Source organism: Pseudomonas sp. NFPP25 (genome assembly GCF_900116505.1).
Classification (GTDB): domain Bacteria; phylum Pseudomonadota; class Gammaproteobacteria; order Pseudomonadales; family Pseudomonadaceae; genus Aquipseudomonas; species Aquipseudomonas protegens.
In genome coordinates this window covers 255,253-282,139 of sequence record NZ_FPBG01000009.1, presented here as the reverse complement: position 1 = coordinate 282,139, position 26,887 = coordinate 255,253, and the positions used below count along the sequence as shown (strand labels likewise).

At 61.9% G+C, this 26,887-nt stretch carries 27 protein-coding genes; 6 read left to right on the top strand and 21 right to left on the bottom strand.

All coding sequences use genetic code 11. The features are described 5' to 3' along the window. Positions 1-5: 5 nt before the first annotated feature. From BM382_RS30300 to BM382_RS30280, 5 genes are read right to left on the bottom strand one after another with little or no spacing between them, the layout of a single operon-like run. Complete coding sequence (locus BM382_RS30300; protein WP_072444999.1) at positions 6-3,068, bottom strand: pilus assembly protein; 3,063 nt, start codon at positions 3,066-3,068, stop codon at positions 6-8. Further along, positions 3,055-3,537, bottom strand: a complete 483-nt coding sequence (locus BM382_RS30295; RefSeq protein ID WP_233447094.1) for a pilus assembly PilX family protein — start codon at positions 3,535-3,537, stop codon at positions 3,055-3,057. Before BM382_RS30295 ends, BM382_RS30300 begins: the two co-directional genes overlap by 14 nt. Next, positions 3,537-4,247, bottom strand: a complete 711-nt coding sequence (locus BM382_RS30290) for a PilW family protein (protein ID WP_072444997.1) — start codon at positions 4,245-4,247, stop codon at positions 3,537-3,539. Before BM382_RS30290 ends, BM382_RS30295 begins: the two co-directional genes overlap by 1 nt. After that, entirely contained in the window at positions 4,244-4,687 is a 444-nt protein-coding gene (pilV, locus tag BM382_RS30285; protein ID WP_072444995.1) for a type IV pilus modification protein PilV, read from the bottom strand. Before pilV ends, BM382_RS30290 begins: the two co-directional genes overlap by 4 nt. Then, positions 4,684-5,154: a GspH/FimT family pseudopilin gene (locus tag BM382_RS30280; RefSeq protein WP_011063545.1), complete on the bottom strand. Its 471-nt coding sequence runs from the start codon at positions 5,152-5,154 to the stop codon at positions 4,684-4,686. The genes pilV and BM382_RS30280 overlap by 4 nt, the downstream gene beginning before the upstream one ends. A 131-nt stretch (positions 5,155-5,285) precedes the next feature. On the opposite strand from BM382_RS30280, the gene BM382_RS30275 reads away from it, so the two are divergent. Then, positions 5,286-5,810 carry a GspH/FimT family protein gene (locus tag BM382_RS30275; RefSeq protein ID WP_041774482.1) on the top strand — a complete coding sequence of 175 codons (525 nt, stop codon included), beginning with the start codon at positions 5,286-5,288 and terminating at the stop codon, positions 5,808-5,810. Here BM382_RS30275 and ispH read toward each other — a convergent pair whose 3' ends face one another. The 6 genes from ispH to murJ form a co-directional block, all read right to left on the bottom strand. Beyond that, on the bottom strand, positions 5,811-6,758 hold the full coding sequence (gene ispH, locus BM382_RS30270; protein WP_011063546.1) for a 4-hydroxy-3-methylbut-2-enyl diphosphate reductase: 948 nt from the start codon (positions 6,756-6,758) through the stop codon (positions 5,811-5,813). A gap of 102 nt (positions 6,759-6,860) precedes the next feature. After that, complete coding sequence (fkpB, locus tag BM382_RS30265; RefSeq protein ID WP_011063547.1) at positions 6,861-7,313, bottom strand: FKBP-type peptidyl-prolyl cis-trans isomerase; 453 nt, start codon at positions 7,311-7,313, stop codon at positions 6,861-6,863. Then, positions 7,306-7,818 carry a signal peptidase II gene (lspA, locus tag BM382_RS30260; RefSeq protein WP_011063548.1) on the bottom strand — a complete coding sequence of 171 codons (513 nt, stop codon included), beginning with the start codon at positions 7,816-7,818 and terminating at the stop codon, positions 7,306-7,308. The genes fkpB and lspA overlap by 8 nt, the downstream gene beginning before the upstream one ends. Continuing rightward, on the bottom strand, positions 7,811-10,642 hold the full coding sequence (ileS, locus tag BM382_RS30255; RefSeq protein ID WP_019093996.1) for an isoleucine--tRNA ligase: 2,832 nt from the start codon (positions 10,640-10,642) through the stop codon (positions 7,811-7,813). Before ileS ends, lspA begins: the two co-directional genes overlap by 8 nt. Before the next feature lie 13 nt (positions 10,643-10,655). Further along, the gene (gene ribF / locus BM382_RS30250; protein WP_011063550.1) at positions 10,656-11,600 is read right to left on the bottom strand and encodes a bifunctional riboflavin kinase/FAD synthetase; all 945 of its coding nucleotides are present in this window, start codon (positions 11,598-11,600) and stop codon (positions 10,656-10,658) included. A gap of 128 nt (positions 11,601-11,728) precedes the next feature. Continuing rightward, positions 11,729-13,267 (bottom strand): murein biosynthesis integral membrane protein MurJ, encoded by a 1,539-nt coding sequence (murJ, locus tag BM382_RS30245; RefSeq protein ID WP_011063551.1) that lies wholly within the window; start codon positions 13,265-13,267, stop codon positions 11,729-11,731. 252 nt (positions 13,268-13,519) lie between these two features. On the opposite strand from murJ, the gene rpsT reads away from it, so the two are divergent. After that, entirely contained in the window at positions 13,520-13,798 is a 279-nt protein-coding gene (gene rpsT, locus BM382_RS30235; protein ID WP_007924739.1) for a 30S ribosomal protein S20, read from the top strand. A gap of 116 nt (positions 13,799-13,914) precedes the next feature. Here rpsT and BM382_RS30230 read toward each other — a convergent pair whose 3' ends face one another. The 5 genes from BM382_RS30230 to rplU form a co-directional block, all read right to left on the bottom strand. Further along, positions 13,915-14,376 carry a CreA family protein gene (locus BM382_RS30230; protein ID WP_011063552.1) on the bottom strand — a complete coding sequence of 154 codons (462 nt, stop codon included), beginning with the start codon at positions 14,374-14,376 and terminating at the stop codon, positions 13,915-13,917. A gap of 19 nt (positions 14,377-14,395) precedes the next feature. Continuing rightward, on the bottom strand, positions 14,396-15,514 hold the full coding sequence (proB, locus tag BM382_RS30225; protein ID WP_011063553.1) for a glutamate 5-kinase: 1,119 nt from the start codon (positions 15,512-15,514) through the stop codon (positions 14,396-14,398). Positions 15,515-15,700: 186 nt separating this feature from the next. Continuing rightward, on the bottom strand, positions 15,701-16,924 hold the full coding sequence (cgtA, locus tag BM382_RS30220; protein ID WP_011063554.1) for an Obg family GTPase CgtA: 1,224 nt from the start codon (positions 16,922-16,924) through the stop codon (positions 15,701-15,703). Between the two features lie 195 nt (positions 16,925-17,119). After that, the gene (gene rpmA / locus BM382_RS30215; protein WP_003228360.1) at positions 17,120-17,377 is read right to left on the bottom strand and encodes a 50S ribosomal protein L27; all 258 of its coding nucleotides are present in this window, start codon (positions 17,375-17,377) and stop codon (positions 17,120-17,122) included. Between the two features lie 35 nt (positions 17,378-17,412). After that, positions 17,413-17,724 (bottom strand): 50S ribosomal protein L21, encoded by a 312-nt coding sequence (gene rplU, locus BM382_RS30210; RefSeq protein WP_003228361.1) that lies wholly within the window; start codon positions 17,722-17,724, stop codon positions 17,413-17,415. Positions 17,725-18,102: 378 nt separating this feature from the next. On the opposite strand from rplU, the gene BM382_RS30205 reads away from it, so the two are divergent. The 3 genes from BM382_RS30205 (at position 18,103) to BM382_RS30195 (ending at position 20,000) form a co-directional block, all read left to right on the top strand. Next, a complete protein-coding gene (locus BM382_RS30205) occupies positions 18,103-19,071 on the top strand; it encodes a polyprenyl synthetase family protein (RefSeq protein ID WP_011063556.1) in 969 nt (322 codons plus the stop codon). Positions 19,072-19,184: 113 nt separating this feature from the next. After that, positions 19,185-19,526 (top strand): zinc ribbon domain-containing protein YjdM, encoded by a 342-nt coding sequence (locus tag BM382_RS30200; protein WP_011063557.1) that lies wholly within the window; start codon positions 19,185-19,187, stop codon positions 19,524-19,526. A 204-nt stretch (positions 19,527-19,730) separates the two neighbouring features. Then, positions 19,731-20,000 carry a PA4570 family protein gene (locus tag BM382_RS30195; protein WP_011063558.1) on the top strand — a complete coding sequence of 90 codons (270 nt, stop codon included), beginning with the start codon at positions 19,731-19,733 and terminating at the stop codon, positions 19,998-20,000. A 90-nt stretch (positions 20,001-20,090) separates the two neighbouring features. On the opposite strand, the gene BM382_RS30190 is transcribed toward BM382_RS30195, so the two are convergent. The 3 genes from BM382_RS30190 to BM382_RS30180 form a co-directional block, all read right to left on the bottom strand. Continuing rightward, complete coding sequence (locus BM382_RS30190) at positions 20,091-20,708, bottom strand: BamJ family beta-barrel-assembly machinery protein (RefSeq protein WP_007924751.1); 618 nt, start codon at positions 20,706-20,708, stop codon at positions 20,091-20,093. 127 nt (positions 20,709-20,835) lie between these two features. Continuing rightward, on the bottom strand, positions 20,836-21,141 hold the full coding sequence (locus BM382_RS30185) for a DUF6482 family protein (RefSeq protein WP_011063559.1): 306 nt from the start codon (positions 21,139-21,141) through the stop codon (positions 20,836-20,838). Between the two features lie 135 nt (positions 21,142-21,276). Further along, positions 21,277-21,765, bottom strand: coding sequence for a TIGR00645 family protein (locus BM382_RS30180; protein ID WP_015637095.1), 489 nt, complete (start codon positions 21,763-21,765; stop codon positions 21,277-21,279). A gap of 162 nt (positions 21,766-21,927) precedes the next feature. On the opposite strand from BM382_RS30180, the gene BM382_RS30175 reads away from it, so the two are divergent. Continuing rightward, positions 21,928-23,754, top strand: a complete 1,827-nt coding sequence (locus BM382_RS30175; RefSeq protein ID WP_019093993.1) for a hypothetical protein — start codon at positions 21,928-21,930, stop codon at positions 23,752-23,754. Positions 23,755-23,757: 3 nt separating this feature from the next. Here BM382_RS30175 and BM382_RS30170 read toward each other — a convergent pair whose 3' ends face one another. Continuing rightward, positions 23,758-24,099: a PA4575 family protein gene (locus BM382_RS30170; RefSeq protein WP_015637097.1), complete on the bottom strand. Its 342-nt coding sequence runs from the start codon at positions 24,097-24,099 to the stop codon at positions 23,758-23,760. Positions 24,100-24,313: 214 nt separating this feature from the next. Continuing rightward, the gene (locus tag BM382_RS30165; protein WP_015637098.1) at positions 24,314-26,752 is read right to left on the bottom strand and encodes a Lon protease family protein; all 2,439 of its coding nucleotides are present in this window, start codon (positions 26,750-26,752) and stop codon (positions 24,314-24,316) included. Positions 26,753-26,887 lie beyond the last annotated feature (135 nt).

Below are 26,887 nucleotides of genomic sequence, written 5' to 3'. Positions count from 1 at the left end.
CTCGCTTACTGGATTTGTCGCCACAGGATGCGCCGGCTGCCACCGCCGGGCCTTTCCACCAGGGTGCTGATGCCACCCCTGGAGTCATTGATGATCTTGCGGGCGCCATTGCTGGCAACTCCGCCGAGGCTGGGCACGGTGCCGACGTAGCGCACGCCGCTGGAGGGCTGGTCCTGGTCATCCACGACCCCGTCGCCATTGGTGTCGAGCACCGCAGCGTCGAGCATCTTACCGCTGAACGCCTCCAGCTCGATCAATTTCCCACTGCCGGCACTCGAACAAGGGTCGTCGGGCTCCAGTTGCAGGGTGCTGAACACCACCCTGCCGGCCACCAGGGTCGCCTCGTTGAGCACCCGCTCGCCGGCTGCCAGGCCACCTTGTACCAGGGGCAGGTACCAGCCGCGCTGCGCCGGATAACGCACCTCGTTGAGGGTGCTGCGCAGGAAACTGCCGGCCGCCGCGCTGAACCCGGCCTCAAGGTGCTGCACCTGCAACTGACTTTCGCCAATGCCCCCAGGACCGCCCTCGGCGTCCCACACGCCATAGAATCCCTGGCGCGCCCGGCTTTGCTTGTCCCGGGTCTCGTTGAGCTTGCCCGTACCGAACAGCACCAATTGGCCACCACGGGGATGATCGAGCAGGCGCGGCGGTACGCTGATCGGCTGGCTGGCGCCTCCCGCGGTGCGGAACAAGGGCTGCCCGGCAAATGCCAGATGCCAGCTGGCGCTATCGTTGCCGGACAGCTCGAATTTCCACAGTCGCCCCTTGAGGTCGCCCGCATAGGCCGCCTGCACTTCATTGCGTGCATTGACCTTGAGGGTGACGGACGACAGGCCATTGTCAGGCTGGTCGTCAATGGCGATCTCGCGAATCAGCGAGCCATCATTCAGGTCCACCACATACAGCGCTGCCACCCCGGAATGGCTGCCGTAGCCATTGCCGATGAAAGCCGCCCAGCGACCATCGGTCAAGCGCGCTACCTGTGGGCGGGCATAGGCATACCCCAGGTCATTGAAAGGATGATTGCGGTCCGGCTCGAGAGGAGCGCCGATTTCCCACAAGGCGCCAGGCGTATTGCCGTGCACGGCGTCGAACAGACGCACCGCAAAGAAACTCTTGCCGCCCGCCCCGACGCCCCCCAGGGCCAGGGTTTGCCAGGCACCGCCCCGCTGCCCATCGAACACCGCCAGGGGACCATCCACCAGATAGCGATGGCGCTCGCCCCGCCGATAACCGGGATCGGCGACCTGCGCCAGGGCGCCCAACGCGCTGGAGGGCATGTAGCCATAGAGGCGCTCACCGCTGGCCGGGTCCAGCACATTGAACAACCCGTCATTGCTGTTCACCAACAAGCGCGTCGCCATGGCCGTGGCTTTCTGTGCCAGGTAGCGGCTGTAGTCGCCCCCGGCAGCCCCATCGACAGCACTGCGCTGCCCGGCAGTTGCCAGCACCAGCGGCGAATTGACGATATCTCCCAACTGATAGCGGCGCTCCCTGAGCCCGCTCACCGAGCGGCCCTGGCTCCAGTCCAATAGCTCGGCGCCACTGACACCTGCAGGCAACGACTGCTCAAGTTCGCCACGCTGAGCGGTGGACAAGTTGCCGTAGGCCAGGCTCACCGGACGCCGGCTGGCAGTGTTCCAGGTCTCATGGATTACCGCCGCGCCGGCACCATCCACGCCACTATCGCTGCTCCACAACGGCGAACCGACAGCCACTCGGCCCTGATTGTCGATGCCGTAGGCGCGGATCGTGCCATGCCAATCGACCGGGTCGTACTGGCTCTGGTAATAACGACCACTGGCGGCATCCAGTACACCACTGCCGGCAGACACGGCACTGGCTACGCCTTCGCCCAGAACGCCTGCCAGCACGCGTTCAAGGTTGCTGCGGGCCTGGAAATACTCACCCTGGCCGTAGTCCGCAGCACCCATCAGCAGAGGGTTGTGGGCCTGGAAACCCACCGTGAAGGTATTCAGGTACTGACGGGGGAAATCCACCGCCGCCCAGCTTTTCCCGGCCTCATCCACTCCTGGGCCACGCAAGTCGATATCGAAGGCGAACTTGGCCAGATCATCGAGGAATAGAGTCTGCCCATCGCGCTCGCCACCATCGTTGCCGACCCCGTCCCAGTTGGGCAGGCGCCCCGCCCCCAAAGGGTCGTTGAGCGGGAACTGAGTATCGTGATCCGCCGCGCCGGCACTGATCACCACCCCGTAGTTCTTCTGGCAACGGTATTGAATGGGGCTGCTGTAGAGCGCCGGTGAAAGGTTGTAGTACGGCACCATGCCGCGCAGGTAGCGGGTGATCTCGTAGTAGGTTTCCGCCAACGGCGTATGACCGCCGGCCTTGAGGCCGTTGATTGTCGCCAGCAGGGCCTGGTAATTGGCCTCGGCCTGGACCGGGCTCACAGCGCCTTCAATGGCCGACAGGTCGCTGATGGGACGGGCAATGTAACCCCCAGGGCCCGGATCACCCGGGGCCGGCGGGTTGAAGGTGGCCAACCCCAGGCGCAGCCAGCGATACCGGGTCACCAGGGCCGTGGCCAGCCGCCGCGCCACATTCATCCGGTAGTCGTTGGGAATGGAACCGTCAGTGAAGTCTCGCTCCCGTCCCTTGGCCTGCGCCAGTAGCCAGGACAGGTAGTCCGCGGAGTACAGCGTATTTCCCGCCCCAACCGGGTCCGGCAGCTTCAGGCAGCGCACCCCACGCTCGGGATCATGGAAGCTGTGAAAGCCTGCCCGGCACCCCGACTCGCCGAGGCTGGACAAGGCAATCGCCTGGCCTGCAAGCCGCTCACCCCGAGCACACTCGCCCCCCACTCCGGCACAGCGCCAGACCGCAGCCCGGGCGAGCAGCGGATCGAACTCCCGGGCATGGACAATGCTGTTCATGCCCAGGGAGTCATCCAGCACCAGCATCACGTTCGGCGCCACCGCCGCGGCACCAAGAAGCGGGGTGCTGGCAGGGTTGAACGCCATGGCCAGAGGTACCGGCAACAGGCTCAGCAGCAGCGCGCCCAGGCTTCGCCAGCCAGGCCGACGCATGCCCCGATCAATACTTGGCATAGATGCTCTCCAGCACACTGCGCGATTGCCCGGCCAGACCAACAGCGGTCACGCGATACAAAGTGGCTGGAGTATTGCTCGGCACATTCACCGCATCCTGTGAAACACCGAGGTTCTGCACCCCGTAGAAGCCAGAGCCGCTAGCGATCCACAGCACCGCCGAAGCAGCATTGACTCCAGGAGCCTTGACCAGCGCTGATTCGGCGGGAGGCGCACACTGAGCAGGGCTGGCACATACCGGCAAGCGAAAATCATCCTGCTGCACCGCACTCTCCCCCACCCGCAGCGCGGCTTCGGCGGCCTGGAATGCGCGGTTGTGCAGAGCCAGGCTGGCGGCCATTTTTTCCTGCAGGGTGGCGTTCTGCAGCGACGAGAGCCCGATCAGGGTCAGCAGCAACAGGAACACCAGGCTGACCAGCAACGCCATGCCCCGCTGACCGAGAGGAACCCGACCTCGCAAGCGCGTCATCAGGGCAACCTGTTGCGCAGGGCCGCGACCACTCTATAGGTCTGCGGGCGCACGCGGTCATGGGGGTCGACGAGGGTCAGGCGCAAGCGCACACTGCGGATCCGTTCCGGGTCCAACGGGTTGCGACTGTAGCTGGAGGCGGCAATGTCGGTGGCCGAACGGGCCATGCCGAAACTCACATCAAAGGCTTCGACGTTGTCCAGCAGCACCGCTTGCTGCTTGCCAAGGCCGCTGCCCAGCAGCAACTGGCGATTCTTCAGGCTGTAGAACAGCCGGCGCAGGGCGAACACCTGCTCAGCGCCGGCCCCTCGATGAGCGCCTGAATAGGCTACGGCGCTGTGCTGGCAGTCGCTGACCACGCTCCAGGTCGGCGTACCGCCATCGTCCCCGACATCGGCGGTGATCAGGGTCAGTTTCTGCTCGGCGTTGTCCCATTGGATCGGCGTCGCCGCATAGTGCGAGAACTCCCGTGCCGTGCTGGCATCACTGATGGTCCGCAGGCAACCGAACAGCCCCACCATGCGGATTTCCTGAAGCATCTTGCTCAGGACAAAGCGAGCATCCTCCTGCAGGTAGGCGGCAGCGCTCTGACTCTGGTAGGTGTTCTTCGCCGCAATGAATACCTGGGCCACCCCCAGTACCAGCACCAGGCTCAACGCCAGTGCCAGCATCATCTCCACCAGGCCGAAGCCACTATCGGCCCGGTTCACGGCAAGCCTCCCGGTTGCGCTGCAACCCGGCTGCTGAGCTCCAGGCTACGCAGGCTGCCCCCCCGGCCTTCGGCACGGGAGTCGTCCCAGGTGATGCGAATGGTGTAGACATGCTGCTTGACGCTGATGCTGCCCTTGCCGCTGGGGCCGGCGAAGCTCGCGATATTGGCGGCGAAGTCGTACAGGTCCTGATCCCGCACATTGCCCGGGTTGCCCTCGGCCGGTATCGCCACGCTGTAGTCGGCGGCGGCGTTGGCGCGGATCCGGTCGAGCATGTCATAGGCGATAAAGCTGGCCTGGGTGGTCATCCGCGAGCTGTCGGTGTACTGCAGCGCCTTGATCTGCACCGCCGCCGCACCCAGCAGGCCCACCGCCAGTATCAACAGCGCCACCAGCACCTCGATCAGGGTCATGCCATCCTGTGCATCCCGCACGTTCATCCGCAGTTCTCCGCTGCTATCACCCGCCCATTGAGACAGACACTGATCACCCGCCGCTGCTGGTCCAGTCCATAGACGATGTGCAGCGCATCACTGGCCGCCAAGCCGCCGAGGCGATTGAAATCGATGCTGTGGTCATCTGAGGTTAGCGTCAGGGTGGCCCCCGGACTGATGGCTGGAACAACCCGCAATACATTGCCTCCGGGGTCCTGCCCCGCATACACCATCAATTCGCCGTTCCAGGGAGCGTCCTTGGCAGCCGGGCGAATCCCGACCCTCTGGCGGCGATTGATCGCTTCCAACCGTGCGTAAGCCAGGGCCTGGCGTAGTTGATTGATCTCGGTGTCGGCACGCACTCGCTGCACGGTGGTGCGATAGGCTGGCACCACCAGGCCCAGAAGAAGGGCCGCGATCGCCAGGGCGACGAGCAATTCCAGCAAGGTGAAACCCTTTGTATGCAAATTCATGGCCGGCCTTGGAAGTGTCATCGGCTATAACAGGCAAGCGCCCGGACCCTCCATAGACCGGCGCTTTGGCCATTTGCTCAATGAACACGCACGGATTGCGTGAAACCGTCGTCCCCAGGGAGGGAGACCCCATGCATGAGAAAGGCTTCAGCCTGATTGAACTGCTGACCACACTGGTTCTGCTGGCCCTGCTGCTGCCGCTTTCCGGTAGCGCCATGAGTGAGCTGCTGCGCTCCAATCGCCAGCAGGACGCCGCGCAGATGCTTGCCAGTGGCCTGCGCAACGCCCGGGCGGCAGCGATCCTGCACCAGCGCACGGTCCTGATCCATGGTCTGGAGGACGACTGGAGCCGGGGCTGGAGGATCATCCTGGATATCAGCGGCAAGGGCGCCCAGGACGCACGCAACCCGCAACTGATCGAGCGCCAAGGCAGTGGGCAGGTATTGATCGTGGGCAATCGCCCGGTGCAGCACTTCGTGCGCTTCAGTGCCCTGGGCCATCCGCTGCTGCCCAGTGGCGCCTTCCAGGCCGGAACACTCCATGTCTGCCAGGCAGGCCAGGAGTACAGCCGCCATCAAGTGGTGCTGTCACGTAGCGGGAGGGTCAGCCTGCGCAGCGAAAACGCCGAGCAGGCCTTGTGTGCAGGCGTCGGCTGATCAGAGCAGCGAGCGAACCCGCAGCTCTTTGGGCATGGAGAAGGTGATGTTTTCTTCGCGGCCGGCCAGCTCATCGGCGCCGGTGGCACCCCAGGCCTGCAGTTGCTGGATCACGCCACGCACCAGCACTTCCGGGGCCGAGGCGCCGGCGGTAATGCCGATGCGCTCCACACCATCGAACCAGCTGCGCTGCAGGTCTTCGGCACCGTCGATCAGGTAGGCCGGGGTGGCCATGCGTTCGGCCAGCTCGCGCAGGCGGTTGGAGTTGGAGCTGTTGGGGCTGCCGACCACCAGCACCACGTCGCATTCGTCGGCCAGTTGCTTGACCGCGTCCTGACGGTTCTGCGTGGCGTAGCAGATGTCGTCCTTGCGTGGCCCGCCGATGGCCGGAAAGCGCGTGCGCAAGGCATCGATCACCCGGCTGGTGTCATCCATGGACAAGGTGGTCTGGGTCACGAATGCCAGGCGCTCGGGGTTGCGCACCTGCAATTCGGCCACATCCTTTTCGTCTTCCACCAGGTAGATGGCGCCGCCATTGCTGGCGTCGTACTGGCCCATGGTGCCTTCGACCTCGGGGTGGCCGGCGTGGCCGATCAGGATGCATTCACGGCCGTCGCGGCTGTAGCGCGCCACTTCGATATGCACCTTGGTCACCAGCGGGCAGGTGGCGTCGAACACTTTGAGGCCACGACCTGCAGCCTCGCTGCGCACCGCCTGGGAAACACCGTGGGCGCTGAAGATGACGATGACATCATCCGGCACCTGGTCCAGCTCTTCGACGAAGATCGCTCCACGATTGCGCAGGTCTTCGACGACAAATTTGTTGTGCACCACTTCATGCCGGACGTAGATCGGCGGCCCGAAGACTTCCAGGGCGCGATTGACGATTTCGATCGCCCGGTCCACGCCGGCGCAGAAGCCACGGGGGTTGGCGAGTTTGATTTGCATGCTGTGCCTCGTGTCTTGCGCGCAAGAAGTTAGATCGTTGTAGACAGCGGATCGCCGGCAGCCGGCTCCTGGATAATAGAAGACGGCATGCCGGCGATGCTTTTAAAGCGCTTTGACGTCGATGATTTCAACGTCGAAGGTCAAGGTCTTGCCGGCCAGCGGGTGGTTGAAATCGATGGTCACCTGCGCGTCATCGAAAGTTTTGACCACACCTGGCAACTCGGTGTTCGCCGCATCATTGAAGATCACCAGCAAGCCTTCCGAAAGCTCCATGTCCTGGAACTGCGAACGCGGGATGACCTGCACGTTCTGCGGGTTGGGCTGGCCGAAGGCGTTTTCCGGTTCGATGGTCAGGTTGCGCTTGTCGCCGGCCTTGAAGCCGAACAGCGCCGCCTCGAACCCTGGCAGCAGGTTGCCATCGCCGACCTTGAAGGTCGCCGGGGCCTTGTCGAACGTGCTGTCTACGGTGTCGCCGTTCTCCAGGCGCAATGCGAAATGCAAAGTGACTTCCGTGTTCTGACCGATGCGTTGTTCAGTCAATACCTGTTCAGTCATGAACGGCTTCTCCGGTTTTCTTGCTCTTGAACATATCCAGGGCCAGCATCACCGCGCCAACGGTAATGGCACTGTCGGCGAAGTTGAATGCCGGGAAGTACCAGCGGTTCTGCCAGTGCACCAGGATGAAATCGATCACATGGCCCAGGGCGATGCGGTCGTACAGGTTACCCAGGGCCCCGCCCAGCACCAGCGCCAGAGCGATGGCCAGCCAGGTTTCATTGCGCCCCAGGCGCTTGAGCCAGACTACCAGCACCGCACTGACCGCAATCGCGATCAGGGCGAACAGCCAGCGCTGCCAGCCGGAGCCGTCGGCGAGGAAGCTGAAGGCGGCGCCGGTGTTGTAGGCCAGGGTCCAGCTGAAGTAATCCGGGATCACCACGATCTGCTGGTACATGCTCAGCGAACTTTCGAAGTGCAGCTTGCTGACCTGGTCGATGACCAGGACCAGCACGCTCAACCACAGCCAGCCCAGACGGCCGAAACGGCCTGCGGCGTTAGGCATAGTGACGGACCTCGCCTGCTCCGCTGATATTGTCTACACAACGACCGCAGATTTCCGGGTGCTCAGGGTGCACGCCGACGTCTTCACGGCAGTGCCAGCAACGGGCGCACTTGGGGAAGGCCGACTTGACGACTTTGAGCTTGAGGCCCGGTACTTCGGTGGCCACGGCGTCCGCTGGTGCCTGGGCAAACGGGGCCAGGCTGGCGGTCGAAGTGATCAGCACGAAACGCAGTTCGTTGCTCAGCTTGGCCAGGTCAGCGGCCAGGCCATCCTCGGCAAACAGGGTGACTTCGGCTTGCAGGTTGCCACCGACGGCCTTGGCCGCGCGCTGAACTTCCAGCTCCTTGTTCACCGCAACCTTGACGGCCATCACGCCTTCCCAGTACTCGCGGCCCAGTTCGAAGTCAGCGGGCAATTCGGTCAAGCCTTCGTACCAGGTGTTGAGCATCACGGATTCGTTACGCTCGCCCGGCAGGTATTCCCACAGCTCATCGGCGGTGAAGGCCAGGATCGGTGCGATCCAGCGCACCAGCGCTTCGGAGATGTGGTACAGCGCGGTCTGCGCCGAGCGGCGCGCCTTGCTGTTGGCGCCGGTGGTGTACTGGCGGTCCTTGATGATGTCGAGGTAGAAGCCGCCCAACTCCTGCACGCAGAAGTTGTGCACCTTGGAGTAGACGTTCCAGAAGCGGTATTCGCCGTAGTGCAGCTCCAGCTCGCGCTGCAGCAACAAGGTACGGTCCACGGCCCAACGGTCCAGGGCCAGCATGTCTTCGGCCGGCAGCAGGTCGGTGGCCGGGTTGAAGCCGCTCAGGTTGGAAAGCAGGAAACGCGCAGTGTTGCGGATCCGCCGGTAGGCGTCGGCGCTGCGCTGCAGGATCTGATCGGAAACCGCCATCTCGCCGGAGTAGTCGGTGGCCGAGACCCACAGGCGCATGATGTCGGCACCCAGGGTGTCGTTGACCTTCTGTGGCGCGATCACGTTGCCCAGGGACTTGGACATCTTGCGGCCGTTCTCGTCCACGGTGAAGCCGTGGGTCAACAGTTCGCGGTACGGCGCGTGGTTGTCGATGGCGCAACCGGTGAGCAGGGACGAGTGGAACCAGCCACGGTGCTGGTCGGAGCCCTCCAGGTACAGGTCGGCCCGCGGACCGCTTTCGTGGCCCATGGGGTGCGAACCGCGCAGCACGTGCCAGTGAGTGGTCCCGGAGTCGAACCAGACGTCCAGGGTGTCGCTGATCTTGTCGTACTGGGCGGCTTCGTCGCCCAGCAGCTCAGCGGCGTCCATCTTGAACCAGGCCTCGATGCCTTCCTGCTCGACGCGCTGGGCCACTTCTTCCATCAGCTCGACAGTGCGTGGGTGCAGGTCGCCGCTTTCCTTGTTCAGGAAGAACGGGATCGGCACACCCCAGTTGCGCTGGCGGGAGATGCACCAGTCCGGGCGGTTGGCGATCATCGAGTGCAGGCGTGCCTGGCCCCAGGCCGGTACGAACTGGGTGTCTTCGATGGCTTGCAGGGCGCGTTGGCGCAGGGTGTCGCCGGCTGCCGGCTGCTTGTCCATGCCAACGAACCACTGCGCGGTGGCGCGATAGATCAGCGGGGTCTTGTGGCGCCAGCAGTGCATGTAGCTGTGGCTGATGGTTTCGGTGTGCAGCAGCGCACCGACTTCGCTCAGCTTGTCGACAATGGCCGGGTTGGCCTTCCAGATGAACTGGCCGCCGAAGAACTCCAGCGATGTCGCGTAGACACCGTTGCTCTGCACCGGGTTGAGGATGTCGTCGTTGACCATGCCATAACGCTTGCAGGTCACGAAGTCGTCTTCACCATAGGCCGGGGCCGAGTGAACCACGCCAGTGCCGGCACCCAGCTCCACGTATTCGGCCAGATACACCGGCGACAGACGATCGTAGAACGGATGACGGAAGTTGATCAGTTCCAGGGCCGAACCTGGAGCCGTGGCAATCACCGAGCCTTCCAGGTTGTAGCGGGCCAGGCAGGATTCCACCAGCTCTTCGGCCAGCACCAGCAGGCGTGCGCCGGTGTCGACCAGCGCATAGTTGAACTCAGGGTGTACGTTCAGCGCCTGGTTGGCCGGGATGGTCCAGGGGGTGGTGGTCCAGATCACGATGGCAGCAGGCTTGGCCAGCTTGGCCAGGCCGAAGGCGCCGGCCAGCTTGGCTTCGTCGGCGACCGGGAAGGCCACGTCGATGGTCGCGGACTTCTTGTCCTGATACTCGACTTCTGCTTCAGCCAGGGCCGAGCCGCAGTCGAAGCACCAGTTCACCGGCTTCAGGCCCTTGAACACGAAGCCGCCCTTGACCATTTCCGCCAGGGCACGGATCTCGCCGGCCTCGTTGGCGAAGTTCATGGTCTTGTAGGGATTGGCCCAGTCGCCCAGCACACCCAGGCGGATGAACTCGGCCTTCTGCCCTTCGATCTGCTCGGAAGCGTAGGCGCGGCACAGCTCGCGGGTCTGGTCCGAGGACAGGTTCTTGCCGTGGGTCACCTCGACCTTGTGCTCGATCGGTAGACCGTGGCAGTCCCAGCCAGGAACGTAAGGCGCGTCGAAACCCGCCAGGGTTTTCGAGCGGATGATCATGTCCTTGAGAATCTTGTTGACCGCATGACCGATGTGAATCGAGCCGTTGGCATAGGGAGGACCGTCGTGCAGTACGAACTTGGGACGATCCTTGCCAATCTCGCGCAACTTTCCGTACAGGCCAATGCTGTCCCAACGCTGCAGAATCTGTGGTTCGCGCTGAGGCAGGCCGGCCTTCATTGGGAAGGCGGTGTCCGGAAGGTTTAACGTGGCTTTATAGTCGGTCATTTAAGGCTCTTCATTAGCGATTGGCGCTATGGATACGTGCCACTTGGGCACGGGCGGCGGCAACATCCGCATTGATCGCCGTCTTCAACGCCTCCAGGGAGGCGAAACGCTGCTCTTCACGCAGCTTGTGGTGGAAAACCACCGTCAAACGCCGGTCATACAGATCGCCGGCAAAATCTAAAAGATGTACTTCCAGGTGGGCCTTGCCATCACCTGCAACCGTGGGCCGCACGCCGATATTGGCGACGCCGGGCCAGGTCCTGCCATCGAGCTCGACGCTCACCAGGTACACCCCGGAAAGCGGCACGCGACGGCGCTTCAACTGCACATTGGCAGTGGGCGTACCCAACTGGCGCGCCAGTTTCTGGCCGTGCAACACCCGCCCGGCAATGCGGTACGGGCGACCCAGCAGGCGCTCGGCCAGATCGAAATCGGCGGCGGCCAGGGCATTGCGGACCTGGGTACTACTCACCCGCAGGCCGTCGAGCTCGACGGTCTGCGCCGCCTCCACGGTAAAGCCGTGGGTGGCGCCGGCCTGCTGCAGGAAGTCAAAATCACCGACCCGGTCGCAACCGAAGCGGAAGTCATCACCCACCTCCAGGTGCTGTACACCCAGGCCATCCACCAGGATTCGCTCGACGAACTCGCTGGCGCTGAGTTTGCTCAGGCGCTGGTTGAAGGCCAGGCACAGCACCCGGTCGACACCGGCGTCAGCCAGCAACTGCAGCTTGTCCCGCAGGCGGGCCAGACGCGCCGGAGCCGTCTCGGGGGCAAAGAATTCCCGCGGCTGGGGCTCGAAAATCACCACGCAGCTGGGCACGCCCAACTCGAGCGCACGTTCGCGCAGCCGGCCCAGGATAGCCTGGTGACCACGGTGAACACCGTCAAAGTTGCCAATAGTGGCGACGCAGCCCCGATGCTGGGGGCGCAGATTGTGGAGGCCTCGAACCAGCTGCATAACGCGCTTCTTGCTCATAAAGTGGTCGATTATAACCACACCCGGCGGCCGACGACAGGCAGCACCGCACCCAATGTGGTTGATCCGACAAAACCGATGCCTGCCCTGCCCTGGCGACTAAACAGCCGTCAGTTCAAGGCTTTGCGATTGAAGTCGCGCAAACGGAAGCCCAGCAGCGCCAGCATGCCGAAATATGCCACCACCCCAGCCACCACCAGCACGCCCAGGCGCAGGAACCGCTGGAGCATGTGGCCTTGATCCCAGGCCGGCATGAAATGCATCAGGCCCAGCAATACCGCGGACATGACCGCTACCGCCAACAGCAACTTCAAGGTGAACCGCCCCCACCCCGGCAGCGGCTGGAACATCTGCTGCTTGCGCAACTGGTAGAAAAGCAGGCCGGCGTTGATACAGGCCCCGGCGCTGATGGCCAGGGCCAGGCCCGCGTGTTTCAGGGGGCCGATAAAGGCCAGGTTCAGCAGTTGGGTGACGATCAGCGTAAAGATGGCGATTTTCACCGGTGTACGAATGTTCTGCTGCGCATAGAAGCCCGGCGCCAGCACCTTGATCACGATGATCCCCAGCAAACCCACGGCATAAGCCACCAGCGCACGCTGGGTCATGGACGCATCGAAGGCACTGAACTCACCGTATTGGAACAGTGACACGGTCAGCGGCTCGGCGAGGATACCCAGGGCCAGGGAGCACGGCAGCACCAGGATGAAACACAGGCGCAGGCCCCAATCGAGAATCCGCGAATACTCGTGGCGGTCCTTGCTGGCGTAGGTCTTGGCCAGGGTCGGCAGAAGAATGGTGCCCAGCGCCACCCCCAGCACACCGGACGGCAGCTCCATCAGGCGGTCGGCGTAATACATCCACGACACCGAACCGGCTACCAGGAAAGAGGCGAAGATGGTGTTGATGATCAACGAGATCTGGCTCACCGAAACCCCGAGAATCGCCGGCAGCATCTGCTTCATCACCCGCCAGACCCCGGTATCCCGCAGGTTCAGGCGTGGCAGCACCAGCATGCCGATCTTCTTCAGGTGCGGCAGCTGATACAGCAACTGCGCCAGGCCGCCAGCCAGCACCGCCCAGCCCAGAGCCATCACTGGCGGATCGAAATACGGCGTCAGAAACACCGCAAAAATGATCATGCTGACGTTGAGCAGGGTCGGCACGAAGGCCGGCACCGAGAAACGATTCCAGGTATTGAGGATTGCCCCGGCCAGAGACGACAGCGAGATCAGCAATATATAAGGAAAGGTCACCCGCAACAGGTCAGAGGTCAGGGCGAACTTTTCCGGAGAGTCGACGAACCCCGGTGCCGTGGCCCAGATCACCCAGGGCGCGGCGATGATGCCCAAAGCCGTCACCAGCGCCAGGACCAGGGTCAGCAGACCCGAGACATAGGCAATGAAGGTACGGGTCGCCTCTTCCCCCTGCTGGCTCTTGTATTCCGCCAGGATCGGCACGAACGCCTGGGAGAACGCTCCTTCGGCAAAGATGCGCCGCAGCAGGTTGGGCAGCTTGAAGGCAATGAAGAAGGCATCGGTGGCCATCCCGGCACCGAAAGTGCGCGCGATGATGGTGTCACGCACAAACCCCAGTATCCGGGAAAGCATCGTGATAGAGCTGACGGCGGCCAACGACTTGAGCAGGTTCATGAAAAGGTTTTGCGCCTTGTAGATAAACAGCAGGCGAAAAGACACCCACTTATGCGATACTCCGCGCCGCAACAGCACAGAGCCAAAGCTCGCGAGTTTACAGGTCAAGCGCCGGAAATAAATATCCCGCCTCTTCAGATCGACCACTCAGCGGAACGCATCACCCGCCCTTGACAAGACTTCAACTCATCGGCATGATTCGCGGCCTATTTTGTTTGCTATTTCCCAAAAAGTCTTTCGAGGAGCTCGACGGTGGCCAACTCACCTTCCGCCAAAAAACGTGCAAAACAGGCTGAGAAGCGTCGCAGCCACAACGCCAGCCTGCGTTCCATGGTTCGTACCTACATCAAGAATGTAGTTAAAGCCATCGACGCAAAAGACGCTGAAAAAGCGCAAGCTGCTTATGTTCTGGCTGTGCCAGTTATCGACCGCATGGCCGATAAAGGCATCATCCACAAGAACAAGGCTGCTCGCCATAAAGGTCGTCTGAATGGCCACATCAAGGCTCTGAACCTTGCTGCTGCAGCCTAAGCGACACGCTTGTTAAAAAACCGACCCAAGGGTCGGTTTTTTATTGCCCACGATTTACCCACCCGGCAAACCAGCCCCGCCTTCAACAGAGGGCCAGCATGCCAGGAGAAACTCCGTTACGGGTGCGGCCAGGGCAGGATCGGGATAGCCGTCACCGCATTCTGCGGACTGCCCTCGATCAGGCGATCGCTGTAGACCAGGTACACCAGGGTATTGCGCTTCTTATCCAGGAAACGCACCACCTGCATGGTCTTGAATACCAGCGAGGTGCGCTCCTTGAATACCTCGTCGCCATCCTTGAGCTCACCCTTGAACGCAATAGGCCCCACCTGACGACAGGCAATGGAGGCTTCCGCACGATCTTCCGCCAGGCCCAGGCCACCCTTGAGCCCACCCGTCTTGGCTCGCGACAGATAGCACGTCACCCCATCGACCTTGGGATCATCGAACGCCTCGACCACGATCCGGTCATTCGGCCCGACAAACTTGAACACCGTGGACACCTGGCCAATCTCCTCGGCCGAAGCCATGAACGGCATCGCCAAGAGCAAGCCCAACAATCCTTTTGCTACGCGCATACGCTTTTCCTTACGCCACTTACACCAGAATCAGGTTATCGCGGTGTACCAGTTCAGGCTCCGCCATATACCCCAGGACACCGACAATAGCGTCGGACGGCTGACCAATGATCTTCTGCGCCTCAAGCGCACTGTAGTTGGCCAGGCCACGAGCAATTTCACGACCATCCGGCGCTACGCACACCACCATCTCACCACGCCGGAAACCACCCTGGACCTGCTTGACCCCCACCGGCAACAGGCTCTTGTTACCCTGGGACAGAGCCGACACCGCCCCCTCATCCAGCACCAGGGTGCCGCGGGTCTGCAGATGCCCGGCCAGCCACTGCTTGCGCGCCGCCAGCATGCCGCGCTCCGGCGACAGCAAGGTGCCGATGCGCTCGCCAGCCTTGAGGCGGTCCAGCACGCGATCCAGACGCCCACCAACGATGATTGTATGCGCCCCGGAACGCGCAGCCAGCCGCGCCGCACGCAACTTGGTCTGCATGCCGCCACGCCCCAGCGCACCGCCCGTACCACCGGCCACCGCATCCAGCGCCGGGTCGTCGGCCCGCGCCTCATAGATCAGCTGGGCATCAGGATTGTTACGCGGGTCGGCATCGAACATGCCGTCACGGTCGGTAAGAATCACCAGCAGATCAGCCTCAACCAGGTTGGCCACCAGCGCCGCCAGAGTATCGTTGTCGCCAAAGCGGATCTCGTCGGTCACCACGGTGTCGTTCTCGTTGATCACCGGGATCACCTTGAGCTCCACCAGGGCACGCAAGGTACTGCGAGCATTGAGGTAGCGCTTGCGATCGGAGAGGTCGTCATGGGTCAGGAGAATCTGTGCAGTATGCCGGCCATGCTCGGCAAAGCTCGACTCCCAGGCCTGCACCAGCCCCATCTGGCCGATGGCCGCAGCGGCCTGCAACTCATGCATCGCACTCGGTCGTGCGGTCCAGCCCAGGCGACTCATGCCGGCCGCTACAGCACCGGAGGAAACCAGTACCAGCTCGACGCCGGCCTCATGCAAGGCCACCATCTGCTCCACCCACACACCCATTGCCGTGCGATCCAGCCCCTTGCCGTCCGCCGTCAGCAGCGCACTGCCGATCTTAACGACCCAGCGCTGCGCACCTGTCACCTTGCTCCGCATCTTATTCAACCTTTGCCAGCGAGCGACGCGACCGAGCGCCACTCATGGGGTTATTCGTATTTGTATCCTGCAGACACCAAAACGCCGCTCAAATGAGCGGCGCCTTGGAAGCTGGCTTGGCAGCGATGATAACACCGCACCCTGCCAGATAAACCGTCTTCGCGGGGCAAGCCCGCTTCTGCCGAATCAGTCGCGGACGTAAATGATTTCCGGACCATCTTCATCGTCAACGTCTTCTTCATCCCAGTCATCGTCACCGATGTCATGGACGCTCTTCACGCCACTGCGGCGCAGAGCACGCTGATCGTCGAGGGCTTGCAACTGGGCACGCGCCTCGTCTTCGATGCGCTGATCCAGCTCAGCCAGCTCGTCGGCATAGGCAGGGTCGGCTGCCAGGCGATCGGCACGATCCTCCAGGTAACGCATGATGTCGCGGCTCAAGCGCTCGGTACCATCCTTGGAGATGGCCGAGATCACGTATACCGGCCCCGTCCACTCCAGGCGATCAACGATTTCCTTGACCCGCTCCTCGCGCTCTTCCTCGAGGATCTGATCAGACTTGTTCAGCACCAGCCAGCGCTCGCGCTCGGCCAGGGACGGGCTGAACTTCATCAACTCATTGACAATCACCTCTGCCGCATCCGCCGGGCTGCTTTCATCCAGCGGCGCCATGTCCACCAGGTGCAGCAGGATGCGCGTACGCGCCAGGTGCTTGAGGAAGCGAATCCCCAGGCCGGCACCATCGGAAGCACCCTCGATCAGACCCGGAATGTCGGCGATCACGAAGCTCTTCCAGCGATCGACGCTGACCACACCCAGGTTCGGCACCAGAGTGGTGAACGGGTAATCGGCCACCTTCGGCTTGGCCGCGGACACCGAGCGGATAAAGGTACTTTTGCCCGCATTCGGCAAGCCCAGCAGACCCACGTCCGCCAACACCTTCAGCTCCAGCTTGAGATCACGCTGCTCACCCGGCTTGCCCGGAGTGGTCTGGCGCGGCGCACGGTTGGTACTGGACTTGAAACGGGTGTTGCCCAAACCGTGCCAGCCGCCCTGCACCACCATCAACCGCTGGCCAGCCTTGGTCAGGTCGCCAATGACTTCCTGAGTGCCCGCATCAATGATCGTGGTACCGACCGGAACCCGCAGCTCCAGATCCTCACCCTTCTTGCCGGTACAGTCGGTACTGCCGCCGTTGGAGCCGCGCTCGGCATCGAAGTGCCGGGTGTAGCGGTAGTCCACCAGGGTATTGAGGTTTTCGTCGGCGACCATGTAGATCGAGCCGCCATCACCACCATCACCACCGTTGGGACCACCGTTCTCGATGAACTTTTCCCGACGGAAACTCATGCAACCATTGCCGCCGTCGCCAGCCTTTACTCGAATCGATACTTCATCAACAAACTTCATGTTCAAACGCCTCTCGCCACACGGGCGAGCTGAAAAGCACTAAGACATAAGACTCTTGCAAAAATGAGCGCAGCGACCTCAATCAACGACCGAAACATCCAACGCTGGCAGCTCGTACAAACAGTTTTGCAAGAGACTCATCCCACAAACGAAAAAGCCCCGTCGCGAGACAGGGCTTTTCCAGCGATCGCGCAATTAAGCTGCGACGACGCTCACGTAACGACGACCGAAGGCGCCTTTTACTTCAAACTTGATCACGCCTTCGATTTTCGCAAACAGGGTGTGATCTTTACCCATGCCAACGCCGTAGCCAGCGTGGAATTGGGTGCCGCGCTGACGCACGATGATGTTGCCGGCCTTGATGACCTGGCCGCCATACATCTTCACGCCAAGGCGTTTGGCTTCTGAGTCGCGACCGTTACGGGTACTACCACCAGCTTTTTTGTGTGCCATGAGTTCAATTCTCCTAGTGAGGAATTAGGCTGAAATTAAGCCTGAATACCGGTGATTTTGATCTCGGTGAACCACTGGCGGTGGCCCATACGCTTCATGTGGTGCTTACGGCGACGGAACTTGATGATGCGGACTTTATCGTGACGACCTTGGGAGATCACTTCAGCCTTGACGGTTGCGCCAGCAACAACAGGTGCGCCGATGTTCACGTCGTCGCCGTTGGCGACCAACAGAACGCGGTCAAAAGTCACGGATTCGCCAGTAGCGACTTCCAGTTTTTCGATCTTCAGGTATTCACCTTCAGCGACCTTGTATTGCTTACCGCCGGTAACGATTACTGCGTACATGGTATTTCTCCGATAATCCTGCTCACCCAGCTCTTTATAAGAAGAGGTATTGGCTGGCATGGCTGCATGGGGCTGGAACGGCCCAAGTGCAATTGCGTAAGGCAGGTGCTGCCCAGGAAGTTCAGGGTGCGCGATTGTACGCAAGGCTCAATGGCCTTGCAAGTGCCGTTCAGGCCACGTCGGACAACGCTGCCAGCCCTGGCGCCGGGGACCTAACCCCCTGAAACCAGGGTTTAATGGCAGCACGCGACTATACCCCAGTGTTTTGCCCTGACAAATTACAGCCCGTCGGGGCTTTAGCCGTGCGGGACCGCGCCTTGACACCCGCGGACGTGGGTCCTAGCATGCCGCGCAACCCTTCTGGAGCACCTGTCGCTGATGCAACCCCAAGCTTTCTACCGCGCGGTGGCGGACGATTTTAGCGCCGTCGACGGCATCATCAAGAAACAGCTGACCTCCCGAGTTCCGCTGGTTTCCAAAATCGGCGATTACATCACCTCGGCCGGAGGCAAGCGCCTGCGTCCTTTATTGGTGCTGCTGTGCGGCAAGGCCCTGGGCCGCGAAGGCGACGACCTGCGCCTGCTGGCCGCCACCATCGAATTCCTGCACACCGCCACTCTGCTGCATGACGACGTGGTCGACATGTCCGGCATGCGCCGTGGCCGCTCAACCGCCAACGCCATGTGGGGCAACGCTCCCAGCGTACTGGTGGGCGACTTCCTGTACTCGCGCTCGTTCGAAATGATGGTCGAGCTCGGCTCGATGCCGGTCATGCGCATCCTGTCCCAGGCCACCCGGATCATCGCTGAAGGCGAAGTCCTGCAGCTCTCCAAGGTGCGTGACGCCAGCACCACCGAAGAAACCTACATGGAAGTCATCCGCGGCAAGACCGCGATGCTCTTCGAAGCCTCGACCCACAGCGCCGCCGCACTGGCCGGCGCCACCGAGGAACAGGCCGAGGCCCTGCGCACCTTTGGCGACCATCTGGGCGTGGCCTTCCAACTGGTGGACGACCTGCTGGACTACCGCGGCGATGCCGAGACCCTGGGCAAGAACGTCGGTGACGATCTGGCAGAAGGCAAGCCGACGCTGCCGCTGATCTACACCATGCGCGAAGGCACACCGGAGCAGGCAGCCCTGGTTCGCCAGGCGATCCAGAAAGGCGGCATCGAAGATCTGGAAAGCATCCGTGCCGCCGTCGAGGCCTCGGGTTCCCTGGACTACACCGCACAACTGGCCCGCGATTACGTTGCGCGCGCCATCACTTGCCTGGAAGCCCTGCCACCGAGCGAGTACCGCGATGCCCTGGTGGAACTGAGCGAATTCGCCGTCGCCCGCACCCACTAAACAGCCCGGCTCCTGCTCATCACAGGAGCCGGCTCGTTGCCCTTCATCCCCTCTCGCCCACAAAACCCTATACAATGTGCGCTTTTTAGCCATCCTGACTTTGAGGAGCTTAAGTGAGCACTTTGCCACCCTGCCCAAAATGCAATTCCGAATACACCTACGAGGACGGCACCCAGCTGATCTGCCCTGAGTGCGCCCACGAGTGGTCCGCCAGCGGTGAAGCCGAAGCCGTATCCGATGAAGCCGTGAAGAAAGATTCGGTGGGCAACGTGCTGCAAGACGGCGACACCATTACCGTGATCAAGGACCTCAAGGTCAAGGGCACCTCGCTGGTGGTCAAGGTCGGCACCAAGGTCAAGAACATCCGCCTGTGCGATGGCGACCATGACATCGACTGCAAGATCGACGGTATCGGCCCGATGAAACTCAAGTCCGAGTTCGTCCGCAAGGTCTGAATCCCCCCCTCTCGCGCCCGCCGCGAGAGGGTCCCCCCCTACGCCCCTCCCCACTCGGTCATCCCGCAACCTTACTAGCAGAAAGCCAGTCGATTTGATCGAAAACAATTTCTGCACAGAAAAAAGCAGAAACCGCCAATAGGCACTTGCTATTCATTGAATAAGAATTATTCTCATTGAACCCCATTCAAGGAGATGACGACCATGACTTATTTGATTGATGCCTGGCTGGACCGCCCACACCCTTACCTGCGAATCCTGCATCGGGAAACCGGGGAAGTCTGTGCGGTACTGGAAGAGGAAGCCCTGAACGAGCTGCAGGACCAGGGAGATCTGGACCTGAACGGCCTGAGCTCCAGCGAACCGCTGGTACTCAAGGAATTGGTGCGCAACCTGTTTTTGTTCTGCTACGCCAGAGCCTTGCGGCCGACCGGCACCGATGGTCAAAGCCTGGGCGCAAAAATCCGTCTATGAAACCTAAGCCGATCAAGGGGCAAGCTTGCCGGCGATGAGCAGACCGCGAGTGCGCAGCCTTCATCGCCAGCAAGCTGGCTCCTACAGGGGTTACAGAACGTCCAGCAGCTCGACGTCGAACACCAGGACGCTGTGCGGCGGGATGCTGCCCACGCCTTGTGCGCCGTAAGCCAGTTCGCTCGGCACGTACAGGCGCCATTTGCTACCGGCGTTCATCAGTTGCAGCGCTTCGGTCCAGCCAGCGATCACGCCGCCAACCGGGAATTCGGCAGGCTGGCCGCGCTCGTAGGAGCTGTCGAACACAGTGCCGTCGATCAGGGTGCCGTGGTAGTGAGTGCGAACGCTGTCTTCACGGGATGGCTTGGCGCCTTCGCCCTGGGTCAGCACTTCGAACTGCAGGCCGGAAGCCAGGGTGGTGATGCCTTCACGCTTGGCGTTTTCCGCCAGGAATGCCAGACCGGCACCGGCAGCCGCTTCGGCCTTGGCAGCGGCTTCAGCCTGCATGATTTCGCGGATGACTTTGAAGCTGGCAGACATTTCTTCCTGACCCACACGGCTCGGCTTACCGGCGAAAGCGTCGGTCAGACCGGCCAGGATTGCATCTAGGCTCACGCCCGGGGGCGGGTTGTCACGCAGTTGGTCGCCCAGCTGACGGCCGATGCCGTAGCTGACGCGGGTTTCGTCGGTGGACAGATTTACTTCGGACATGACACTGCTCCGCTGTGCGGACGGCTCGGGAAAGGCCGTGGAAACACAGCACCTTCCGGAGCGCCCGGAACCAAAAGGGCGAGCAGACTAGCACAGAAGTCCGGCGACAATCAGCGCAACCCCGGCGCTACCAGCCGGAGTGCAGGGTGATTGGCACCTTGAGGCTTTCCTCGGCGCTGGCAGACAACCCGCACATCTCGTCATGCACCGAGGTGTGGATCAGGTTGAACGGCAGCTTGGGAAACGACTGCAGCACTTCACGGGCATGCTCCACCGAACGCAGATGAAACATCTGCCCATGGGCATCGCTCAACGGGTATGCAGCCCCGTGCATGCGCGCCTCAAGCAGGTAGATTCCGCCTTCCAGCGAAATCAGGTTCAACTCATCGACTTTTCCGGCAATGGCGTAGGCATTCATTTCCTGCAGGTTCATGAGCGCACCTCGTGCAATTGAAAGCCATGACCCCTACAGGCATATGCCCCGCCCGGAAAAAGCACAAGCCACAAACAACGCCGCCCGTCCGTTTCGCAACGGCCGGGCGGCAAGTGTCCGGTGGGCAGGGGGCGGTCAGTGCTTGGTCAGCTTGTCCAGGTACCCCATGGCAAATGCCGAGATCACGAAGGTCATGTGGATCACCACGTACCACAGCAGGTACTCGGTGGGGGTGTTCTTGGCGTCCATGAACACCCGCAGCAGGTGGATCGAGGAGATCGCGACGATGGACGCCGCCACTTTCATCTTCAGCGACGAAGAATCCATCTTGCCCAGCCAGCTGAGCTTTTCCTTGTCCTCATCGATGTCCAGCTGCGACACGAAATTTTCGTAGCCGGAAATCATCACCATCACCAGCAGGCCACCCACCAGCGCCATGTCGATCAGCGACAGCAGCACCAGGATCAGGTCGGACTCGGCCATGGAGAACACATTGGGAATAACGTGGAAGACTTCCTGGAAAAACTTCAATGCCAGTGCCAGCAGGCCCAGGGACAGTCCGAAGTAGATCGGCGCCAGCAGCCAGCGTGAGGCATACATTGCATTTTCGATAAAACGTTCCATTGAATCTCGTACCCGGTGTAAAAACGGCGGCGAGTATATCAGCGCGCCAAAAGCCCATAAACCACAGACAATCCCCTGACCCACGGGTTTGTCCGAACGTTTTTTCTGCTAGTGTCGAAGCCATTGCCACCGCCCACCGACACTGGACAGGAAGACTGGAAAATGGATTTGCGATTGCCTTTGGCCAGCTTCGGCCTTGGTCTGGCGCTGCTGATCAGCGGCGGCTGTTCACCCAGCGACGAAAAGAAGCAGGCCAGCCTCGAAGAGAGGACCGCACAGTTTGAAAAATCCCTGGACGCCATCCAGGACCCCAAGCTCAAGGACGCCATCGCCGACCTCGGCGGCTCACTGCTGCTGCTCGAGCGTGCGCAGATCAAGCTCGACAGCAAGCCGATCGAAACCGAATACGGTGACGACAGCCTGGCCCTGCTCAAGCACTACCCCACGGCCCAGGCGCTGGTGGACACCTACGTCAACGGCCTGTTCGTGCTGCGCAAGCCCTCCAGCTCGGACTACCTGACCGACCTGCAGCCGGTGTTCCCCTTCAGCTTCAACATGCCCGCGCAGTTCCCTTTTCCCCATGGCCTGGAGTGGCAGTCCGTCACCCTGAGCAACAAGAAGGTCATCCCCTTTCAGCCCGAATGGTCGGAAACCGACCCGGGGATTCAACTCAGCCCGTCCAGTTCCAACCTGACCAACCCGGATGACCTGACCGTGACCTATCCCTTCATCGAGGGCCTGGAAGTGGACAACAAGAACCAGCCGCAGCCGGTCTCGCTGCAGGGCAAGCTGGAAGTGATAGCTCCCGGCCGCACCCTGACCTTCGAACTGACCCGGGCCGACATCGGCAAGCCACGCCAGGACGGCAACATCAGCCTGACCTTGCTGGCGCTGGAAAAGAATGTCGCCGAGATCGAACTGAGCAATAACGCCGCCCTGCCTGAGGAAGCCGACGACGCCTCCCTCAACCCCTTGCTGGCGCAGGCTCGGGACAGCAGCGGGCAAATCCTCTCTCGGTCGGGCTCGATCAATGAGAGCGCCCAGCAGGTCGCCTTTTACCGCCAGCAACTGGCCGAGATGCAGAAGCAGAAGAGCTGGAGCGAGGTCTTCGAGAAGCAACTGGAGGATGAGCAGAAAGCCTTCGACCAGCAGCACACCCAGCATTACGCCAAGGTGTATTTCAACGGCCAGATCGACAAGCTGGAGGTCGCCGTACTCGACTTCGCTCAGGCCAGCGTGACCCGCAAGGACCTCGACCTGCCGGTACACCGCTTCGATCGGCTCACCACCGACAAGAACATCCAGCCACTGCCGATGCCGGTGGTGGTCTATGACGATCAGGCCGCCAGCTACCTCAAGGGCGCGGAGCTTGATGAGGATTCATTGAAAAAGTCCGTGACCATCAGCCAATCGGTGGAAGATGCCAGTGCAGCACGCATTGAGTTCAGCCATCCGCGGACCTTCAACGACGAACTGCTGGGCTCGGAGTTCAATGCCGGCGACACCCCGCTGACCTTCTTCACTCAGGACGACAAGGGCCAGCGTGGCGAACCGATCGAACTGCCGGACGAGGCCTTTGAAATCGACCCCATGCGTGGCGTCATCACCTACGATCTGAACCTGTTCCCGGAAACCCCGGCCTATGCCGTCGGCTCTATCCCGCTGTTTCTCGCCAACATCGAGAAAAAGACCATCAGTGCCCAGCAACTGCCCAAGGGCCTGGAGCTCAAGGGCAATGCCCTGATAGTCGACCAGAAGCTCTTTCCCGGGGATGCCTGGCGCTTCTATGCCAAGGACGACAGTGGCCAGTACCTGAAGGAGATCCTTGCCGTCAGCCACGGCGCCTCGAACAACGGGCCCGCGCTGTTCGACGTGCATTACTTCTACGGCCAGCCCAGCCAACTGGAAAGCTACGAGCGCAGCGAACTCAATGCCGTCGAATACGGCTTCGAGGTCAAACTCGACAAAGCCGAGCCGACACCACCCTAGCCATCAATGTTCGGGATGGAACTGGAAATCCCCGGCATGACGCCCCCGCTCACCGTTGATCTGCCGCAGTTGGGCCTGCAGATGCAGGCACCATATCTGCGGATCGTCGGCCAGTTGGTAACCGTGGGTAGTCAGGCTTTCAACGATCGAATCGAGGATCGATTCGGCCACCACAGGTCCGCAGAACGGCCCCTGGGACTTGATCGCCGAGGGTTGTTCACCGGCCATTCCGGCGGCAAAGAGAAGGGTCCACATACCGTTGTCCCCCGCCAAAGGGCGAACAATGCATTCGATACGGGTAACCAGGCCAAGGCATTGGCGAGTAAGGCAAAGGTTGCGCGACATGGCGGCGACCCTCGGTAGATCCACTATTCAGCCTTCAACGCAAGGCTGTTTCGATCCAGCGACGACTGTCGTTCTCCTTGCCCTGAGAATAGAAGAAAAGCCTGATAAACAAAGTTGACCGATCCAACAGGCGCCGAATGGTCTATTTTGAAAAATTGGCGTCAGCGGCCTGGCGCCGATGGCGAGGGAACACCCCCCTCGCCATCGAACAGCATCACGCCGGCTTGGTATCGGCCAACGCCTCCTGGGCCTGTTCCTTCTCGGCCTCCTTCAGGTCGTCTTCGCTGATCATCTCGGCAATCACCCGCAGCCGCTCCACCACACGCGCATTGACGCTGCCCTCGGGGAACTGCCCTTCGGCATCCGGCTCGCCAGCCGGCTCGCCCACCAGGAGGCTCAGGGCCTCATCGGCCTGGCGCACCGCATACACATGGAACTGCCCGGCTCGCACCGCCTGCAAGACCTTCTCGTCGAGCATCAGTGTGGCGACGTTGGCCTGGGGAATGATCGCCCCCTGCTCCCCGGTCAGGCCACGGGCCTCGCAAAGACGGAAGAAGCCCTCGATCTTCTCGTTGACCCCGCCGACCGCCTGCACCTCACCAAACTGGTTGATCGAGCCGGTAATGGCGAAGCACTGCTTGAGCGGGGTTTTGGAGAGCGCCGAAATCAGCGTGCAGGCCTCGCCCAGCGAAGCACTGTCACCGTCCACATAGCCATAGGACTGCTCCAGGGCGATGCTTGCGGAAATCGCCAGGGGGAACTCCTGGGCGTAACGGCTGCCCAGGTAACCCGTGAGGATCATCACCCCCTTGGAGTGGATCGGCTGGCCGAGATTGACCTCGCGCTCGATGTCGACGATACCGCTGCCGCCGGGGTAGACCGTGGCCGAGATCCGCGCCGGCACGCCAAAGGCCGAGTCCCCGACCTCCAGCACCGTCAGGCCGTTGCACTTGCCTACCGCGGCACCATCGGTGTCGATGAGGATGATGCCCGCCAGCATGTCGTCGAGAATCCGCGCCGACACCCGCCCGGTACGCGTGGCCTTGGCCTTCAGCGCGCGCTCGATATGCCCGGCGTCGGTCATTTCATCCGAAGCCAGGTGCCGGATGAAATCGGCTTCGCTGACCAGTTGGAACAGATCACCGATACGCGCCGACAAGCGCCCCTGATGCTCCGCCAGGCGTGCACTGTAGGTGGCCAGCCGCGCCACGGCGTCGGCGGTCAGTGGCGCCATGCCCTCTTCCGAGGTGCGGGTTTTCAGCAACTGGGCGAACTGCTCCAGGCTTTCGTCCACCATCGGAATGTCTTCGTCGAAATCCACCAGTACCCGGAACATCTCCTGGAAGTCCGGATCCAGGTCCTGCAGCGTGTAATACAACTGGCGGGCGCCAATGATGATGACCTTGACCTGCAGCGGAATCACCTGCGGCGTCAGGGTCACAGTGGCCAGGCGGCCCATCTCGCCCAGTGGCGACTCCATCTTCAGCTTGCGCGATTGCAGGGCGCGCTTGAGCGCGTCCCAGACAAAGGGTTCGCTGAGCATCTTCTCGGCTTCCAGAATCAGGAAACCGCCATTGGCCCGGTGCAAGGCGCCAGGGCGCAACTGCCGGTAGGTGGTGTAGAGCGCCCCCTGGTCGGTGCTGTACTCGATGCGCCCGAACAGGTTGTCGTAGGTCGGATGGGGCTCGAATACCACCGGGGCACCACCGCTGGCCGGGTGACCGACCACCAGGCTCGGGCAGTACTGTTCTTCCAGCAGCTTGCGCGCCACGGCGTCGGTCTTGCTGTCGTCCACCAGTTGTTCGACCACGGTCTTCAACAGATAGACCTGCATGGCCTGCAGGTAACCGCAGACCGCGGCGTTTTCCGCGTACTTCTCGGACAGCGGCGCGAGCAAGGGTTGCAGGGCCAGGGTGATGGTTTCTTCATTGAGCTGGCGCAACTGGTTGCTCGACTCGCGCTTCCATTGCGGCAGGCTCGCCAGTTCTTCGTTGAGGCGCTCCTCCAGGGCGGAAATGTCCTCGTGGAAGCGTTCGCGATCGGCCTCGGGCAACTGGGCGAACTCAGCCTCGTCCAAGGCCTTGCCTTCGAACATCGGGGTAAAGGCGATGTTGCTGCTGTCGCGGTACAGCGCCACGTCCTTTTCCAGGGCCAGGCGCTCGATCACATCCAGGGCACGGTCATAGCGCTGGTTGAAGGCGCGATCGATGGCGCTCTTCTTCTGCTGGTACGAAGGGTGCTCGAAGACCGCCGGAAAGGTGGCCAGCAGGTTATCGATCAGGCCGTTGATGTCGCTGATGAAACTGCCCGCGGCCCCCGCTGGCAGCTCCAGTGCCCGGGGTTCCCGGGGCTCGTCGAAGTTGTTGACATAGACCCAGTCCGACGGGGTCTGCAGGCGCTTGCCTTCGGCCTTCAGATAGCGTTTGACGAAAGAGAAGCGGCCGGTGCCCGGCTCGCCCATGACAAAGACGTTGTAGCCGGGGCGCGGCATGGCCACGCCAAACTGCAAGGCTTCGACCGCACGTTCCTGGCCTAGCACACCGCGGAAGGGCTCCAGATCATTGGTGGTGGAGAAGCTGAACTGTTCAGCAGAGAAAGGACGGGTCAGCGCTTCAGGCGCAAGACGCAGGCTGGCAGCAACAGGATCAGGCATCGGGCTTCCTTACATCAGGCGGGGCAGATGGCGGCATTCTGGCGCCGGGTATGCCCGGCTGGCAAGGCGCGCCTCAGGGGAAAGCATAGACAAGCCGCAGGCCACGACCCGCACCAAGTAAAACCAGCTGTTTCA